Here is a 17,673-nt window from a genome sequence, read left to right on the forward strand (position 1 = left end):
GTTTGGTTTAGTTGTTCGTTCGGATCTCCTTTCCGGCGATTAGCACCTGATGGATCAGGTCACTACCAAAAGAGTAGGGGAGGTATCCGTAACTGGGTATTTGTTTTGTAATAATCACTGAGGCTTTTTTACCACGGGTAATACTGCCATGGGTGTTTTCCAGCCCCATGGCAAAGGCCCCATTGATGGTAGAAGCATTAATAGCCTCCTCCGGAGTCATTTTCATTTTGATGCAGGCCGCAGATAAAACGAAGTTCATATTTCCGCTAGGTGCCGATCCCGGGTTCATATCCGTGGCCAAAGCTAAGGGGATGTTTCGCTGGATCAGTTCACGAGCCGGGGTATAGGGTATGCCTAAAAAGTAAGAGCATCCGGGTAATGCCACCGCAAGGGTCTCACCACTTTGCAGGGCTTCATAATCTTCCTCCTTCATTACCTCCAGGTGATCTACCGTCAATGCCTTGTGACGAACCGCAGCAGGAATCCCGCCAATGGAGTTGAATTGATTGAGGTGTACCTTGGCGGCCAGCCCAAATTGTTGACCAGCCTGTATGATGCTTTCCATTTGGGCTACATTGAAATATCCTTCTTCACAGAAAATATCGATAAAATCGGCCAGCTCTTCTTTTGCCACAGCCGGTAAAATCTCCTTTATGATATGATCGATATAGGCATCTCCATTCTTGTTGAATTCTTTTGGGATGGCGTGAGCTCCTAAAAAGGTGGTCTTGATATCAATTGGATGATTTTCCTCCAACTGACGGGCCACTTTCAGCATTTTCATTTCAGATTCCTCAGTAAGCCCATAGCCACTTTTTATCTCCATGGCACCAGTGCCCAAGGCCATCACTTCTTTGAGCCGTTGCTCAGATTGCTGATAAAGATCTTTTTCCGAAGTCCTTTGCAACAACTCTGCGCTATTCAGGATTCCTCCACCCTTCGCGGCAATCTCTTGGTAGGATAAACCATTTAGCCGGTCAATGAATTCCCCTTCGCGGTTGCCAGCATAGACCAGGTGGGAGTGAGAATCGCACCAGGTTGGTAAGACAAATTTGCCGGTGCAATCGACTATTTGATCAGCCTCCGGTAAAGTATTGAGGCGCATGGAGCCATAATCGGCAATGAGATCGCCATCCAAGAGTAACCAGGCTTCTTCCAAAATTGGGAGCTCCACCATCTGTGACCCTCGCAGTGGTTGTTTGACTTCGTCCCTTACTTGCAGCAATTGACGAATGTTGGAAAGCAGGATTTTCACGGTTTAAAGATAGCAATCCTGCCTAGTAATTTATAAATTAGAGCTGCGAAAAATAAGCCATCATGAAATCGAAAAAACCAGGAATAAATACCCTGTGTACCCACGGGGGAGAGGTCAAGGACGAGCAATTCAAGGGAGCGGTTTCTCCTTTGTATATGTCGAGCTCCTACGCCTATGAAGATGTGGATGTTAAGCGATATCCCCGGTATTTCAATACACCCAACCAAGAAGCTTTAGGTAAACTGGTTGCCAAGTTGGAGAATTGTGAAACCGGGATGATCTTTGGCAGTGGTATGGCGGCGGTCAGTCATTCTCTTTTTGCCTTTTTAAAGGCAGGAGACCATGTGGTGTTTCCTCCAACTTTATATGGAGGCACCTACAATCTTGCAACCGAGCAATTTGGTAAGTACGGGATCGAATTCGATCTGGCCGAGGGATTCTCTAAAGCGGACTTCGAAAGCAAGATCAAAGAAAACACGCGGGTTATCTATGTGGAAACTCCCTCAAATCCCTTGATGCTGATCACAGACCTAAAAATGATCGGCGAATTGGCGCGAAAATATGGTCTGGTCAGTATGATCGACAATACATTTGCTTCGCCTGTCAACCAGCAACCGGCCAATTTTGGAATCGATATCATGATTCACAGCGCCACCAAATATATGGGAGGACACAGTGATATCTGCGCAGGGGCGGTGGCAGCATCACAAGAGCATATGGATCAGATCTGGAACCTGGCCAAGAACCTGGGAGGTAGTCTGAGTGATTATACGGTCTGGTTACTGGAAAGAAGTATGAAGACCATGGCAATCCGGGTGAAAGCACAAAATAAAAATGCCCTTAAGGTGGCCAAATGGTTGCAAAAACACCCGCTGGTCGGCAGGGTTCACTATCCTGGTCTAAAGGATCATCCGGACCATAGGCTGGCCAAGAAGCAGATGAAAGGCTACACCGGCATGATGTCCTTCGAGTTGGTCAAGTCCGCAAATGCAGAGGAGTTTATGAAATCACTGAAGATGATCAAACAAAGTATGAGTCTGGCAGGAGTGGAATCGACCATACTTTCGCCGGCCAAAACTTCTCATTCTTTGCTCACACCGCAGGAACGGGAACAACAGGGTATTTCCGATGGGCTTCTTCGACTCTCGGTAGGAATAGAAGATAAAAAAGACATTATTGCCGATATGGAGCAAGCCTTCGAGCAAACGACTAAATCCCAAATGGAAAGTCTCCCGGTATGAAGTTGGATATTTTAGCTATCGGAGCTCATCCGGATGACGTAGAATTGGGTTGTTCTGCTACCCTCGCTAAGGAGATCTCCAGAGGGAAGAAAGTAGGAATTGTCGATCTGACCCGAGGCGAACTGGGAACTCGTGGTTCTGCCAAACTCAGGGCAATAGAAGCGGCCAATGCAGCCGAAATCCTCGGTGTTTCTGCACGCGATAACCTTGGTCTTGCGGATGGGTTCTTCCAGAACGACAGAAAGTCCCAACTCGCACTAATACAGCTGATACGCAAATACCAACCCGAGATCGTCCTTTGCAATGCCATAGACGATCGGCATATAGATCACAGTAAGGGTAATAAACTTGCAAGCGATGCATGCTTTCTAAGTGGTTTGCGAAAGATAGAAACTCAGGATAGAGAAGGTAAGTCACAAGCCGCTTGGCGTCCGAAGTTTGTGTACCATTATATACAATGGAAGAACCTCGAACCTGATTTGGTTGTGGATGTAGGGGAGCATATACATACCAAAGTATCTGCGGTGAAAGCTTATAGCAGTCAGTTTTACGACAAGGATTCCAGCGACCCCAAGACTCCGATCTCGTCAGAGAATTTCCTGGATAGTATTACCTACCGTGCACGTGACCTGGGTAGATTGATAGGGGTAGAATACGGTGAAGGATATACGGTAGAGCGCTATCCGGCTGTGGATTCTCTCTTCGATCTTAAGTAATTTTTCGCACTTGGTATATTGTGCACTCCTGCGAAATGAATTATATTTGCCCGCGCTTTTCTTTTAAAGTGAAGATGGTGGTTGTAGCTCAGTTGGTTAGAGCGCCGGATTGTGGTTCCGGAGGTCGCCGGTTCGAGACCGGTCTTCCACCCAAACAAAGCCTTCGATGATAATCGAGGGCTTTTTTTTATTGAACAACTCAAGCTTGCTTGAAGTTGTGAGTATAAAAAAGCCAAGCGTGGCGGCAGCCACGAAGGCTTTGTTTGTGCAGTGTTCCCCAATTTCGGTCCAGCGAACGAAGTGAGCTAAACCGGTTCATTGTATTGAACAACTCAAGCTTGCTTGAAGTTGTGAGTATAAAAAAGCCAAGCGTGGCGGCAGCCACGAAGGCTTTGTTTGTGCAGTGTTCCCCAATTTCGGTCCTGCGAACGAAGTGAGCTAAACCGGTTCATTGTATTGAACAACTCAAGCTTGCTTGAAGTTGTGAGTATAAAAAAGCCAAGCGTGGCGGCAGCCACGAAGGCTTTGTTTGTGCAGTGTTCCCCAATTTCGGTCCAGCGAACGAAGTGAGCTAAACCGGTTCATTGTATTGAACAACTCAAGCTTGCTTGAAGTTGTGAGTATAAAAAAGCCAAGCGTGGCGACAGCCACGAAGGCTTTGTTTGTGCAGTGTTCCCCAATTTCGGTCCAGCGAACGCAGTGAGCTAAACCGGTCCAATGATATTTAAACACACTCGTTCCTGCAGTGTTCCTCCTCCGCACCGCCAGGTTGTATTCAGCTTTGAGTGAGATGATTTTGAAAGGTCAATTAGGCTTAACCAGCCCTCGCGACAAGCTGGCCCTCGGGTAAAATGTCCACTGGACATTTTATAACCCCTCGGTCCGGTCCTCGAGTTTCATCCCGGGAATTCATGTAATTCGATTGTCCATTCTGGAATTTGGACCTACTTCCGGTCAAGAAATAGGAAATCCGGGGTTAGAGGCATATTTTGCTCCCGGTAGGGGGATAGGGCCCCAAGGTGGAAATTAAGTGAAGAGTGAGCAGTGAAGGGTAGGCAGTGACAAGTGGCATTTGTTTGGAATCAGATCTATAACCACTTTTCAACTTTGTTAGATTTACATTTTGGCACAAAAAAAAGGGCCCGAAGGCCCTTCCAAACTTAAGCATAGAATAGTCATTAGGCTTCTGAAGTCTGTTGTACCGCAAGGTTATAAATGACCAAACCGAAACCAATTTTATTGATCGCGTCAGCAATGTTGTAGAAAACATCCATACTCAGGCCGCCAAAGATACCTTCGTACCATCCTGGAGTTCCAGCCATGTATCCGATAGGATAGATAGCCCATCCAACCAATACGAACCAGCAGAGAATTTTATGGGCGCTTTGCACCGATCCTCCAGCAGATTTAGCCAATTTAGCCGCGCCACCCAGCCAGATCTCATAGACGATGGCAAAGTAGGCAATACCTGATATTAATCCCCAGATCTGGGCGTTAGCAGGGTCTACACCTTCTCCGAAGTAACCTGTAACCAACATGACCACAGATAGAAGGATCAATTTCCACATTAGGGATTTCTTGGCCCCTGCAACTTTCAGGATAAGGTAGAACTCAACGCACATCAATGGCACCGTCAGAATCCAATCCACATAGCGGAAGAATGTTGGAGATTCCATGTTTGTGGCCCAATAATCACGCATGTACCAGTAGTGGACAGCCGCAATAAATGTAATTAGTCCGGAGACCAGAATAGAGGTTTTCCACTTTCTGTCAAAGCTATTCATTGATAGAAAGAAGAAGGCTGAGGCAGCCATCATAGCCATACATCCTACAAAGAATGTAAAGCCGACGTAGTCATCTGGTGCCAATTTGGGTACCAGGGCAATAATATTCGCCAGTTTTTCCATAAGAGTGTATTTTTTGTTTAAACAAATGTATACAAAATTAAACAGAATAAAAATACCATTATCATAAAATATTTAACAAAATTTCGGAATTTTAGCAAAAATAGCCGCAAATGTTTAGGAGTATTGCAATAATATTAACCTTTTTCTCACTTTGGTTGTCGGGATTCTTTTCGGAACCCTCACAACAGTTCTTGGCATTTGTTCTGATCTTTTCAGTAGGCATACTTCATGGTAGCAATGATCTATCTATAATTGCGAAATCTGGTGACGGATCCAACCTCAAACAAATTACCTACATGGTCGGCACCTATATCGGGACGGTAATAGCGGCTTCTAGTTTATTTTATGTTCTGCCGCAGGTTGCTTTGATCGTTTTTATCTTGTTAAGCGCCTATCATTTCGGCGAACAACATTGGAACTGTATTGAGTGGGGCCCAAGAAACAAAAGTCCCTGGTTTTTTAGTCTGTACGGATTGAGTATTCTTCTTCTGTTGTTCTATCTGAATATGGATGAAACAAACGCGGTAATTGCCGCGCTTACCGGCATTAGCGTTCCTCCGTCTATCGCGATCTATGGTTTCATTGCCACTGCTGTAGTATGGTTGGCAATGGCTCTTAATGACGTATTAAAGGATCCCAAACTGTTACTGAAGTTATTGTATGAACTTTTCCTGGTTCTTGTTTTTGCAATAGTCTTTAAAACGGCCACATTGATATGGGCCTTTGCCATTTATTTCATTTACTGGCACTCCATACCCTCCATGTTGGAGCAGCTGAAATTCTTATACGGCAATGCTAGTTGGAGAGCATTTTTAAGATATATGCGGTCGGCAGGGCTTATTTGGATCATCTCCCTGGCATCACTTCTGATCGTCTATTATTTGATACGAGATAAGGATGACATCTTTATTCCGTTGTTCTTTGCCTTTCTTGGAGCGATAACGTTTGCGCACACGGTGATCATGTCTAAAATGTTTCATAGCCAGAACGAATAGACTTAAACACTTTAGGTTAAGCTGTTTAACTAACAAGTGTTTGTTGTTTTTTTCAATTTCAATGAAACTTGGAATCGAACTAGCTGTTTAATTACGATGGATTTGTGTAAGCTGCTCAGCTCGCCATTCGCGAATCCGCACGAACCGTCCTCAAATGCGCAATACTTCCTATCGTCTTATTCATGGGGTTTCCATCAATACATCTAATTTGTCTTGGGAGGGGAAAAGTGCTCCTAGGTAGAAGTGAGGTGAAGAGTTATGGATGAGGAGTGAGGAGGGACTTTTGAACGGAGTGAGATCTGAAATCGCTTTTTTAGTGATTCTAATACTCGTCAAACTTCTTACTGGTTTTTAAGAATGATATAGAATTGTAAAATAAAAACCGGTACATCTTTGCACCGGCCTCTATAGTATTTAAATGATCTTAGTACTACTCGAACTCAGTACTATTTACTTCCAGCGGCCTCAACTTTGTCAGCCGTGATACGACCATCTTTATTGGCAACCTCCCAGGCTGTATGGAAAATCAATTGCGCTCGTTTAGCCATCAGATCGTATTCGATCTTATCCGGGGTATCTGTTATTTTGTGGTAGTCTTCATGCACACCGTTGAAGTAAAAAATGATCGGAATATTGTGCTTTGCAAAATTGTAATGATCGCTTCTGTAGTAGAAGCGGTTCGGGTCATTCTCGTCATTGTACGTGTAATCCAGTTCTAGCTGGGTGTATTGGGTGTTCACTGCTTCAGACAACTCATGTAGTTCCTGGCTCAGTTTATCACTACCTATTAGATAAATATAATTGGGGCTATCTGCTTTATCCGGATCAATCCGGCCCACCATATCAGAGTTCAAATTACAAACTGTATTGGCCAGCGGGTAAATTGGATTTTCAGTGTAATAACGCGAACCGTATAGCCCGATTTCTTCTCCCGTCACATGAAGGAATAAGATAGAACGCTTTGGTCCGTTCCCATTTTTTACGGCCATCTGGAAGGCCTGAGCGATTTCCAGTAGGCTGATCGTACCACTTCCATCATCATCAGCACCATTATAAACGTTACCATCATTGTCCATTCCCACATGATCATAGTGTGCAGAAATAACGATCACCTCGTCTGGTTTTTCCGATCCTTTGATAAAAGCCAGTACATTTTCCGAAGGTTTAGGTTCCTTTCTCCTCTTGAAATAGCTTGCTGGTATAGGCTGATAATAAGTCCCATCTGTCATTCCTCCCGGTATGTCCTGAGCCTGGTAGAAATCGGTGAGGAATTTGGCGGCCTTCTTTTGACCTTCGGAACCTGTCATACGTCCCTGCATCTCGTCCGATGCGAAAACATAGAGCAATTCTTTCATTTCTTCTGCAGTAATGGTATTTGCATAATCGGTGCGATCCATGGTCTTGGATGAACTCGCTGTTTGGGCCGAATTACAGGAAATGAACGTTACCGTCATCGCAGTGATAAGGAATCCTTTGTACATAGTTATTTTAATTTGGTAATAAGGGCTAAATATACATTAACTGAGAGGGCTTAGTCCTAAAAAATTACTAAATCAGGCGTACCAACGATGTGGTTAGTAGCAAGGGCAATTCGTATCTTTGTCAAAAATATTTTCTATGGTCTTGGAACAAATCTACACGGGCTGTCTTGCTCAGGGAGCCTACTACATTCAGAGTGAAGGTGAGGCTGCCATCATTGATCCACTGAGGGAAACACGCCCCTACACAGACCGGGCTAAACGAGACGGAGCTGTTATCAAATACATCTTTGAGACTCATTTCCATGCAGATTTTGTTAGCGGACATGTCACACTTGCCCAGGAGAGTGGAGCTTCCATAGTTTATGGTCCCTTGGCCAATCCCAGTTATGATGCGATCATAGCGGAAGATGGCCAGGAATTCAAAATCGGTAAAGTAACAATTAGAGTACTGCATACACCCGGGCATACCATGGAAAGCACAACTTACCTGCTTCTTGATGAGCAGGGAGAACCTCATTGTATTTTCAGTGGGGATACCCTTTTCCTGGGTGACGTAGGCCGCCCTGATCTAGCTCAGAAAGCTGCGAGCATGACCCAGGAGGAATTGGCGGGAACCTTGTTTGACAGTTTGCGGAATAAGATCATGCCCTTGCCTGACCATATCACAGTCTATCCTGCTCATGGAGCGGGTTCTGCTTGCGGTAAGAATATGAGCAGCGATACCCAGGATACCTTGGGAAATCAGAAGAGGACCAATTACGCCTTGAGGGTAGATATGACCAGGGAAGAATTTATTCAGGAAGTTACCGATGGACTGTTACCGCCTCCAAAATACTTCCCGGAAAATGTCCGCTTGAACAAAGAAGGATACAAATCCCTGGACCAGGTTATGGAAAGAGGTCATCGCCCTTTGGATCCGGATACCTTCGAGCAGATTGCCAATCAGGAAGGTGCTTTGGTGCTTGATGTTAGACATCAGGCCGATTTTGTGAAGTCCCATATTCCCAGATCAATCTTCATCGGTATTGATGGAGGGTTTGCTCCATGGGTTGGTGCCCTGATCGCAGATGTTAATCAACCCTTGTTGATCGTGGCTCCCGAGGGTAGGGAAGAGGAGACCATTACCCGTTTATCACGTGTTGGCTTTGATCATTCCCTGGGATACCTTGAAGGAGGGATTAACAGTTGGGAAGCTGCCGGTAAAGAAGTAGATGATCTGCTAACCATTTCGGCAGATGAATTCAAGGATCGGCTAGAGAGCAAGGAGATACCCGTACTCGATGTCCGCAAGGAATCAGAATACGAGGCAGGTCACCTTAAGGATGCGATATTGGCACCTCTGGCCGAGCTCAACGATCACCTGGCAGAAATTCCTCAGGATGAAACCTTTTACATACATTGTGCAGGTGGATACCGATCCGTTATAGCAGCTTCCATTCTCAAAGGAAGAGGAAGGCATAATTTGGTGGATGTTGGGGGCGGCTTCAAGGCGATCAAGGCGGCCGAGATTCCCATAGTTTCAGAATAGGCCCCGATCGATTTAATAATCTTCTAGTTGAATTTTGTTTAATGAATATGAAAATGTGTTAAACAAAAGCTAAAGTCCGGATTGTCGGTAGCAATCCCACTTCATAGGTTGTTTTAGAAATATAAAACCAAAAAAATCAATCTATGAAAAATCTATTTTTACGCTCAACCTTTTTATTGATGGGGATAGTGGGCTTGGCACAAACGGCCGATGTCCAGATCATCCACAATTCGGCCGATGCGGCCGCTTCGACCGTAGACATCTATGTTGACGGTAATTTAGCCCTGAATGATTTTGCCTTCAGGACTGCCACTCCTTTCATTCCTTTGGACGCCGATGTTCAAATTGAGATCGCAGTAGCTCCGGGCGACAGCGATAGCGTGATGGACGCCATTGCCACCTTCCCGGTCACTTTGACCAGTGGAGAAACCTATGTGGTAGTTGCCGATGGAATTGTCGATACACCCAACTACAATCCTGCTCCAGGTTTTAATCTGGAGATTTACGATATGGGACAGCAAGCTGCTGGAGACCCAATGAATACGGACGTATTGGTTCACCATGGATCCACTGACGCTCCGACTGTAGACATTGTGGAGGTCGGTGCAGGCGCAGGGACCATTGTGAATGACCTTAGTTATACCGACTTTCAAGGCTACTTACCTCTGCCGACAGCAGATTATGCCCTGGAGGTAAGAGACCAGACCGGTACTGTAACCGTAGCAGCCTATGAAGCGCCATTGGCCACCTTAGGACTAGATGGAGCAGCTGTAGTAGCTGTAGCTTCAGGATTCCTGAATCCAGCTGTCAATTCAGACGGCCCAGCCTTTGGTGTTTTCGTGGCGACTCCTGCAGGAGGACCACTAGTCGAACTACCTACTTCGACTGCTCGTGTGCAGGTGATTCACAATTCTGCGGATCTGGCAGCCACTCAAGTGGATGTATACCTAGGCGACACGCGTATCATTGACGATTTTGAATTTAGAACTGCTTCTCCTTATGTGGACCTACCAGCTGGTGTAGGCATCAATATTGGAATTGCTAATGGAGGGAGTGCAAGTTCGGCCGATGTTTTCGCCAACTTCCCACTTACTTTAACACGAAATGAAACTTATTCAGTAGTTGCGGATGGTATAATAAGTACCGGAAGCTACAACCCATCACCTTCCTTTGGTCTTGAAATCTTTGCTGGAGCTCGCGAAGCAGCCACAGATCCAAGCCGAGTAGACGTACTGATACACCATGGTTCCACCGATGCACCGACTGTTGATATTTTTGAGACCCTGATCGGGGTCGGACTGATCGCTAACGATCTTTCTTACACTGATTTCCGTTCTTCTTATCTAGAACTACCTAATTTGAATTATGCTATCGAGGTCCGGGATGAGACGGGAACAGCAACTGTTGCAGCATACGACTTGCCTATCGCTGACCTTGGGATCGAAGGTCTTGGAGTTACCGCAGTGGCTTCCGGGTTTCTGGATCCTTCTAATAATCTGGATGGACCTGCTTTCGGAATTTTTGTCGCTCTTCCAGCAGGAGGACCATTGGTAGAATTACCAACTTCTACTGCTCGAGTACAAGTAATACATAACTCTGCCGATGCAGCCGCAGAGCAAGTTGATGTATATATTGACGGTGCCTTGGCCTTGGATAATTTCACTTTCCGCAACGCAACTCCTTTCATCGACCTGAACGCCGGGGTAACCACAGAAATTGCTATTGCTCCAGCTGCGAGTACTGATGTGAGCGAGGCTATCGCAACTTTTCCTGTTGTACTGGCGGTAGATGAGACCTATGTTGTTGTAGCAGATGGTATCGTATCCCCAACAGGTTATGATCCTGCTCCGGCATTTGGCCTAGAAGTTTACGATATGGGAAGAGAGGTTGCTTCCGATCCAACTCAAATAGATCTGTTGGTTCACCATGGTTCCACGGATGCCCCAACGGTAGATATTGTCGAAGTGGGAGTGGGCGCTGGAACCATAGTAGATGATTTAGCCTATACCGAATTCCAAGGATATCTGGAATTGGATTCCAATGACTACGCCCTCGAGGTCAGAGATGAGACTGGTACAGTTACTGTAGCTGCTTATGAAGCGCCTTTGGCCTCTTTAGGGTTAGATGGAGGTGCCGCTGTTGCTGTTGCTTCAGGTTTCCTGAATCCAGCAAATAACAGTGACGGAGCAGCATTTGGAATTTGGGTAGCCCTTCCAACAGGGGGAGAGATGATCCCGCTGCCTATTTCTACAGCTCGTTTGCAAGTGATCCACAACTCGGCCGATCTGGCTGCCAGTGAGGTGGATGTTTACATAGGAGGTGCTTTAGCTCTGGATGGCTTTGCCTTCCGCACTGCCACTCCGTTTATCGATTTTCCATCCAGCATTCCGGTCGATATAGCCGTAGCACCTGGAAATAGTACAGATGTGGGTGATGCCATTGCTACCTTCCCCGTTACCCTGACAAGAAATGGGACCTTTGTTGTTGTAGCCGATGGTATCGTTAGTGAGACCGGTTACGATCCTGCTCCTGCCTTTGGACTGGAAGTTTATTCGGCTGGTAGAGAAGAAGCCTCTGATCCAGCAAATACAGATGTATTGGTACATCACGGTTCCACCGATGCGCCTACTGTCGATGTTGTTGAAGTTGGAGTTGGAGCAGGAACCATTGTCGATGACCTGGCGTATACCGACTTCCAGGGATACCTGGAGTTGCCAACAGACGACTATATCATCGAAGTAAGAGATGAGACGGGAACCGCAACCGTAGCTAGCTATGGAGCCCCATTGGAGACTTTAGGTCTTAACGGTGCCGCAATCACGGTGGTTGCATCAGGCTTTCTGAACCCCGCCAACAATTCTGACGGCCCAGCCTTCGGATTATGGGTAGCGTTGGAAGCAGGTGGTGACCTGATCGAACTGCCAACGGAGACCTTGTCGACGGATGATTTCCAGGTAAATGAATTAGCTATTTATCCAAACCCTGCGACCAACCTGATCAACATCAGAGGATTGAATGCTGCAGGAGTAACTATTCAGATGGTAGACCTACAAGGTAGAACAGTTTTGGAGGCCAATTTGGATGCCAACAGCCAGATCGATGTCAGTAATTTGTCTGCCGGATTGTATCAAATGGTAATTAGAAACGGTAACCAGGTACTAGGTTCACGAAAACTGATCAAGCGTTAATAAGTACGCCCTAAGACGTTAAAGGCCTGCACTTCGCGGGCCTTTTTCAATTTTTATTATTTCATTAACTTCACAATGGGTAAACCTATTTATCTTTGCTTTTTTCAATTGCTTTGTTGAAATCTACGCTACATATCTTGATTGTCTCCGTGTTGACTGCCTCTATTATGGGTCCCACAGTTATAAATTACCTGGATATGGCCACAGGAAGTGCTTGGATGGACCAGCTTCCGGACGACAAAGGCGAGAATGAGAATAAAGAGAAAGAGAAGCAGGAAAAGGAATTTATCTTGTACTCCTTCCTTCTCAAATCTGTGGCCCCTTGGCAGGTTACGTCGGATAATTACAATCAATTCGACTCCCGTCTGACCATCGGGATCAAAAAAGTGGACTTGCCACCTCCGGAGATAATATCCTAACTCCGGAACACTTTTTTCATTCTTTTTCAAATTAACTGTTCTACCTCTAAGGGTAGACCTAATTTAGTGGCTATGTTTAAATATTTAAGAAACGATATTCCTGCCAGTATCGTTGTTTTCTTTGTGGCGTTACCCTTATGTCTGGGAATCGCATTGGCAAGTGGAGCTCCATTGTTCTCGGGGCTTATTGCCGGAATCGTTGGTGGTATTGTGGTTGGGGCCCTTTCAGGCTCTCAAATTGGGGTCAGTGGTCCAGCCGCCGGTCTTGCCGCTATCGTATTAGTTGCCATTGGGACTTTAGGAAGCTTTGAGAATTTCCTGCTAGCCGTCGTCCTTGGTGGTGTTATCCAATTGCTTTTCGGCGTACTAAAGGCTGGTGTAATCGGCTATTATTTCCCATCATCGGTGATCAAAGGTATGTTGACGGGAATAGGGGTGATCATTATTCTAAAACAAATTCCACATTTCTTTGGTTACGATGCCGACCCCGAAGGTGATTTTGCCTTTATGCAAGTGGACGATCAGAACACCTTTTCAGAGATCTTCACATCATTGAAATACATCAGTCCTGGTTCCACTATCATTGCCGTTGTGAGTTTGGCCATACTGATCCTTTGGGACCGGGTATTGTCCAAAAAGGCGAAAATTTTCAAGCTTGTTCAAGGTCCATTGGTGGCCGTAGTTGTCGGAATTGTTTTCTACACCCTGACCAAAGGTGATCCAACCTATGGCATAGCTACAGACAATTTGGTGTCTGTACCTGTACCAGAGGATTTGAATTCATTCTTTGGCCAGTTCAGCTTCCCTAATTTCGGAGCAATTACCGATACGCAGATCTGGGTAACTGCTTTTACCATTGCCTTGGTGGCCAGTTTGGAAACACTACTCTGTGTAGAAGCCACGGACAAGTTAGATCCAGATAAGCGAGTAACCCCAACAAATAGGGAATTACTGGCTCAGGGAACCGGAAATATTCTGTCTGGTCTGATAGGAGGTCTACCTATTACTCAGGTGATCGTTAGAAGTTCTGCCAACATTCAATCTGGTGGTAAAACCAAGAAATCGGCAATCATTCACGGATTTTTCTTGTTGATTTCGGTTATGCTAATTCCAGGACTGCTCAATATGATACCACTGTCTGTATTGGCGGCAGTACTTTTCATTGTTGGATATAAATTGGCGAAACCAGCATTGTTCCGAGAGATGTACGCCAAAGGTTGGAAACAGTTTGTCCCTTATATCGTAACTATAGTGGGAATCATTTTCACCGATCTGCTGGTTGGTATTGGTCTTGGCTTAGGAGTTGGTATTGTGATCATACTGATCAAGAGTTATCAAAATTCCCATTTCCTGCATATTGAAGATAAAAGCAATGGCGTAAGTCGTGTGAAGATGACCTTGGCAGAAGAGGTAACTTTCTTTAACAAAGGTGCTATCTTGAAGGAATTGGATGAGTTGGAGGAAGGCACTTTCTTGGAACTAGATGTTAGAAAGACGCGTTACCTAGACAATGATATACTGGAGATCCTGGACGATTTCGTCGAAAAAGCTAAAAACCGAAATATTACGATAACTTTAGTTTCCGAGCGTGGTACCAGGGAAAATCCTGAAAGTTATGTCAAGTTCTTTAAGTTGAATCCTAAGACGGCCGAATATGGCCAACAATAATATGAAAGCACAAACAAAAGAAACTCAAGCCGCATTTACCCCGGCATCCGCTCTGGAAGCGTTAAAAGCAGGTAATCAACGATTTGTAAATAACCAGCAAGTTAGTCGTGATCTCGGCTCACAAGTACAGGACACGGCTACAGGTCAATATCCCTTTGCCACGGTCCTACACTGCATTGATTCAAGGGTCTCTGCAGAGTTGATCTTCGACCAAGGAATCGGTGATCTGTTCAGTATTCGAATCGCAGGAAATTTCGTGAATGACGATATACTTGGAAGTATGGAGTTTGCCTGTAAACTAGCCGGGACTAAAGTGCTGGTTGTCCTTGGACACACAGCCTGTGGAGCGGTGAAAGGCGCCTGTGATCATGCCAGGCTCGGAAATTTGACCACCCTGATCCAGAAGTTGGAGCTGGCCGTAGAATCTGTACCAGAACCTACGGACCAGACTCAGCGCAATTCCGCCAATATCGAATTTGTCAATGAGGTCGCCAAGAAGAATGTCGAGATGACCATGGATAATATTCGCCTCAAGAGTGCGGTTTTACGAGATATGGAAGAAAGCGGTGATATTGTTATCGTAGGAGGGATGTATGATATTGCAACTGGAGCGGTGGAATTCTATTGATAGAACCCATAGCCGATAATAAAAAAAGAGCCCGATTAAGGGCTCTTTTTTATTTGGTTATGTTTTGAGTTAGTCTTCGTTCTTTGCAGAATCCGTCTCTCCAACACCTAGTTTTGTTTCCAGGGCGCTAAGTCTGTCTGCCAAGGCCTCCATTTGTTGTAATTTATCTTCCAATTCGGCAATACGCTCATCTTTCTCCTCATTCTGGGCTTTCAATTCTTTAAAGGCTTGAACAAATAGAGCGTCATAGTCACCATAGGCCGTTTGATAGAAGCCCAAACCGTCTTTGGTTACTTTCTCGGGGAAAACTTCCATCAATTCCTGTGCAACAAATCCGTACTGTATCGTTTCAGGACGATCAAGTCCAGTTTGGTTGTCATTCCAATGATAGGTCACTCCTCGCAATTGGGTGATCATATCCAAGGCCTCATTGGGCTTAATAGTATTGATATCCTTTTTTAATCGGCGATCACTATTGGCCAGCCAGTTACCAGAGGTCGTTTTAGAGGCGTCTCCATTTACAGACAAAGTGTTTGGCAAGCTTGGCGTAGTGGAATAGTCCCAGTTGATTCCAACTTCGTCGTTGGAGAAATCTCCGTAGATAAGGGATTGGGTTGTGCTAGAATTGTCTATCAATAAGGTGTTTGACATTGCTCCCGCAGTAGAGTTCTTTCCTACGGAGTTGCCAATAAATACGTTGTCGCTACCTGTGGAGTAGGTAGTTGGAGGTGGTCCTCCAACACTGTAAGATCCAGCGGAGGCTCCAATGTAGACATTTCTACTGCCGGTGCTGGCAAAACCTGCGGAGGCGCCGATAAACACATTCTCGTCGATCTTGGTTCCATCTCTACCGGCATGGAAACCAGTGAACTTCCCGATCATGGTGTTGTCGTCCCCTTGAAGACCAAATCGGAAAGATTCGAATCCGATTCCGACGTTACCTCCTCCAGTAGTAAGGGCGTTAATAGTTAAATTACCTATGGCTGTATTTCCCTTGTCGGTGGATGGACCCACATACTTGTTCAAGGCGTATGGGCCAACAGCGGTGTGACCTTCGCCTTCTGTACTCCATCGAAGGGAATACACACCTAAGGCCATATTATTACCACCTGTTAAATTTTCCCGAAGTGTAGATACTCCAAGAGCAACATTTTGACTTCCAGTTGTGTTAGCGAGCATGGAATTACTTCCCATCGCAATATTGGTATTCCCGTCGGTTGTTGAAACCTGCAATGCATTGGTTCCGATGGCAACATTTGCTGTAGCGCCATTACTGGAGCTCATGGCATCTTTACCTATAGCGATATTTCCACCACTGGTAGTACTCGAAGATAAAGCGTTTAGACCAATAGCGGTATTGTTATTACCTGAAGTGTTGGAGGTCAAGGCTCCTTTTCCAATTGCGGTATTACCTGAACCACCAGCAGTAGATCCGGCAGATTGATATCCAATTGCCGTATTGTTTTCTCCGGCACCTGACACCAAACTTTGATATCCAATCCCGACATTTTTGTTATTAGTACCATCATCGCTGGCACCTGAATCGATTCCAAAAAATACGGACGATCCGTTATTGGAGCCGTCGACGTCTGATCTGGCGTCTGAAAGATCATCGATGCTCCTTACAAAAGGTACCCAAGCCGAACCATCCCAGGAATAGAAACCTGGAGAAACGGCAGTTGCTCCACTACCAGCAGAGACTAAGTTATATACCATAAGCCCTGTTGCTGGCGATGTGATGGGCGATGCATTGTCCGTTGCGGAAAGCACAACTTTGTTGATCAGTAATCCTTTATCCGGGTCCGCCAATTGTAGTTGCGAGCTAGCATCCGGAGCAGTTGTTCCCAGACCAACGTTGTCATTCTCACCGTTTACAACCATAGCTGCATTTGTATTGGCTGTCTGAACGATGAAATCAATGTCAAAACTACCGGGGTTCAAAGTAACTTCTCCTCGCTGACTTCCGGTCGCATTTCCGTTGATGTTGATATATCTGTAACTATTGATGGAAAAATCGAGCTCTCCAACTGCATTAGTCCAGAGTCCGGCAGAAGGGTCACTATTAAAAGAATAGAATGGGTTTCCAGGCGTACCATCTTGCATACCTATAACTTGTCCGCCTCCTTGTGTTGTAACACGAAAACGCTCCGTATTGTTGGTGCGCATGGTCAGTCCGGTATTGTCTGTTGTCCCAACAAAGTTGACATCCTGATCCGTTCCGGCATTTCCTTCCAGATCCCACTTTTCATCTAAATCGTCAGGGCTTACTTCGGCGGCAGCCTCGAGAGTTACCCACTCAGTTCCATCCCACCAGTAAAATCCAGGTACAACATCATTGGGAGCGGTCCCATCAGTTGCTGTATTGAAAACTAAGACACCTGTTACCGGTTCTGGGGTTACTGGTGCGCTTACTGCTGTAGATGTTAATGCTACTCTGGGAATTAATAATCCCTTGCTTGTAGACTCGATATCCAGCATGGCTCCATCTGCTGGAGTGGTAGTGTTGATTCCTACTTGAGCGAATGCACCTATACTGGATACAAACATCAAGATCAAAATTAATGTGTTAGTGTAAAAAGGAATCCTCTTTTTCAAAAATGTGTAGAAGCGGTTCATAAGATTCAGGGGCGTTATGAATGATTAGTTT

At 45.5% G+C, this 17,673-nt stretch carries 12 protein-coding genes and 1 tRNA gene; 9 read left to right on the forward strand and 4 right to left on the reverse strand.

Translation table 11 applies throughout. The features are described from left to right. Window positions 1–7: 7 nt before the first annotated feature. A complete protein-coding gene (hutI, locus tag BST85_RS03690; RefSeq protein WP_104812023.1) occupies window positions 8–1,255 on the reverse strand; it encodes an imidazolonepropionase in 1,248 nt (415 codons plus the stop codon). Window positions 1,256–1,317: 62 nt separating this feature from the next. Between hutI and BST85_RS03695 the strand changes: the two genes are divergently transcribed. The 3 genes from BST85_RS03695 to BST85_RS03705 all read left to right on the forward strand — a co-directional run bounded on the left by BST85_RS03695 (window position 1,318) and on the right by BST85_RS03705 (window position 3,364). Beyond that, a complete protein-coding gene (locus BST85_RS03695; protein WP_104812024.1) occupies window positions 1,318–2,496 on the forward strand; it encodes a trans-sulfuration enzyme family protein in 1,179 nt (392 codons plus the stop codon). Then, complete coding sequence (bshB1, locus tag BST85_RS03700; RefSeq protein WP_104812025.1) at window positions 2,493–3,212, forward strand: bacillithiol biosynthesis deacetylase BshB1; 720 nt, start codon at window positions 2,493–2,495, stop codon at window positions 3,210–3,212. The genes BST85_RS03695 and bshB1 overlap by 4 nt, the downstream gene beginning before the upstream one ends. A gap of 76 nt (window positions 3,213–3,288) precedes the next feature. Continuing rightward, window positions 3,289–3,364: transfer RNA gene (locus BST85_RS03705), tRNA-His, on the forward strand. Between the two features lie 1,026 nt (window positions 3,365–4,390). On the opposite strand, the gene BST85_RS03710 is transcribed toward BST85_RS03705, so the two are convergent. Continuing rightward, window positions 4,391–5,119: a bacteriorhodopsin-like gene (locus tag BST85_RS03710; RefSeq protein WP_104812026.1), complete on the reverse strand. Its 729-nt coding sequence runs from the start codon at window positions 5,117–5,119 to the stop codon at window positions 4,391–4,393. A 110-nt stretch (window positions 5,120–5,229) separates the two neighbouring features. Here BST85_RS03710 and BST85_RS03715 point away from each other — a divergent pair, with 110 nt between their 5' ends. Then, window positions 5,230–6,114, forward strand: coding sequence for a Brp/Blh family beta-carotene 15,15'-dioxygenase (locus BST85_RS03715; protein WP_104812027.1), 885 nt, complete (start codon window positions 5,230–5,232; stop codon window positions 6,112–6,114). Window positions 6,115–6,560: 446 nt separating this feature from the next. Here the strand turns inward: BST85_RS03715 and BST85_RS03720 are convergent, their stop codons facing one another. Continuing rightward, a complete protein-coding gene (locus tag BST85_RS03720; protein ID WP_104812028.1) occupies window positions 6,561–7,595 on the reverse strand; it encodes a M28 family metallopeptidase in 1,035 nt (344 codons plus the stop codon). A 136-nt stretch (window positions 7,596–7,731) separates the two neighbouring features. Between BST85_RS03720 and BST85_RS03725 the strand changes: the two genes are divergently transcribed. The 5 genes from BST85_RS03725 (at window position 7,732) to BST85_RS03745 (ending at window position 15,026) form a co-directional block, all read left to right on the forward strand. Then, the gene (locus BST85_RS03725) at window positions 7,732–9,123 is read left to right on the forward strand and encodes an MBL fold metallo-hydrolase (RefSeq protein WP_104812029.1); all 1,392 of its coding nucleotides are present in this window, start codon (window positions 7,732–7,734) and stop codon (window positions 9,121–9,123) included. Between the two features lie 143 nt (window positions 9,124–9,266). Continuing rightward, on the forward strand, window positions 9,267–12,311 hold the full coding sequence (locus BST85_RS03730) for a T9SS type A sorting domain-containing protein (protein ID WP_104812030.1): 3,045 nt from the start codon (window positions 9,267–9,269) through the stop codon (window positions 12,309–12,311). Window positions 12,312–12,508: 197 nt separating this feature from the next. After that, window positions 12,509–12,730, forward strand: coding sequence for a hypothetical protein (locus BST85_RS03735; protein ID WP_146090638.1), 222 nt, complete (start codon window positions 12,509–12,511; stop codon window positions 12,728–12,730). 72 nt (window positions 12,731–12,802) lie between these two features. Continuing rightward, complete coding sequence (locus tag BST85_RS03740; RefSeq protein WP_104812032.1) at window positions 12,803–14,398, forward strand: SulP family inorganic anion transporter; 1,596 nt, start codon at window positions 12,803–12,805, stop codon at window positions 14,396–14,398. A 1-nt stretch (window position 14,399) separates the two neighbouring features. Then, window positions 14,400–15,026 (forward strand): carbonic anhydrase family protein, encoded by a 627-nt coding sequence (locus tag BST85_RS03745; protein WP_104813890.1) that lies wholly within the window; start codon window positions 14,400–14,402, stop codon window positions 15,024–15,026. 69 nt (window positions 15,027–15,095) lie between these two features. Here the strand turns inward: BST85_RS03745 and BST85_RS03750 are convergent, their stop codons facing one another. Next, on the reverse strand, window positions 15,096–17,573 hold the full coding sequence (locus tag BST85_RS03750) for a tail fiber domain-containing protein (RefSeq protein ID WP_181039946.1): 2,478 nt from the start codon (window positions 17,571–17,573) through the stop codon (window positions 15,096–15,098). Window positions 17,574–17,673: the final 100 nt, after the last annotated feature.

This window comes from Aureitalea marina (assembly GCF_002943755.1).
Taxonomy (GTDB): domain Bacteria; phylum Bacteroidota; class Bacteroidia; order Flavobacteriales; family Flavobacteriaceae; genus Aureitalea; species Aureitalea marina.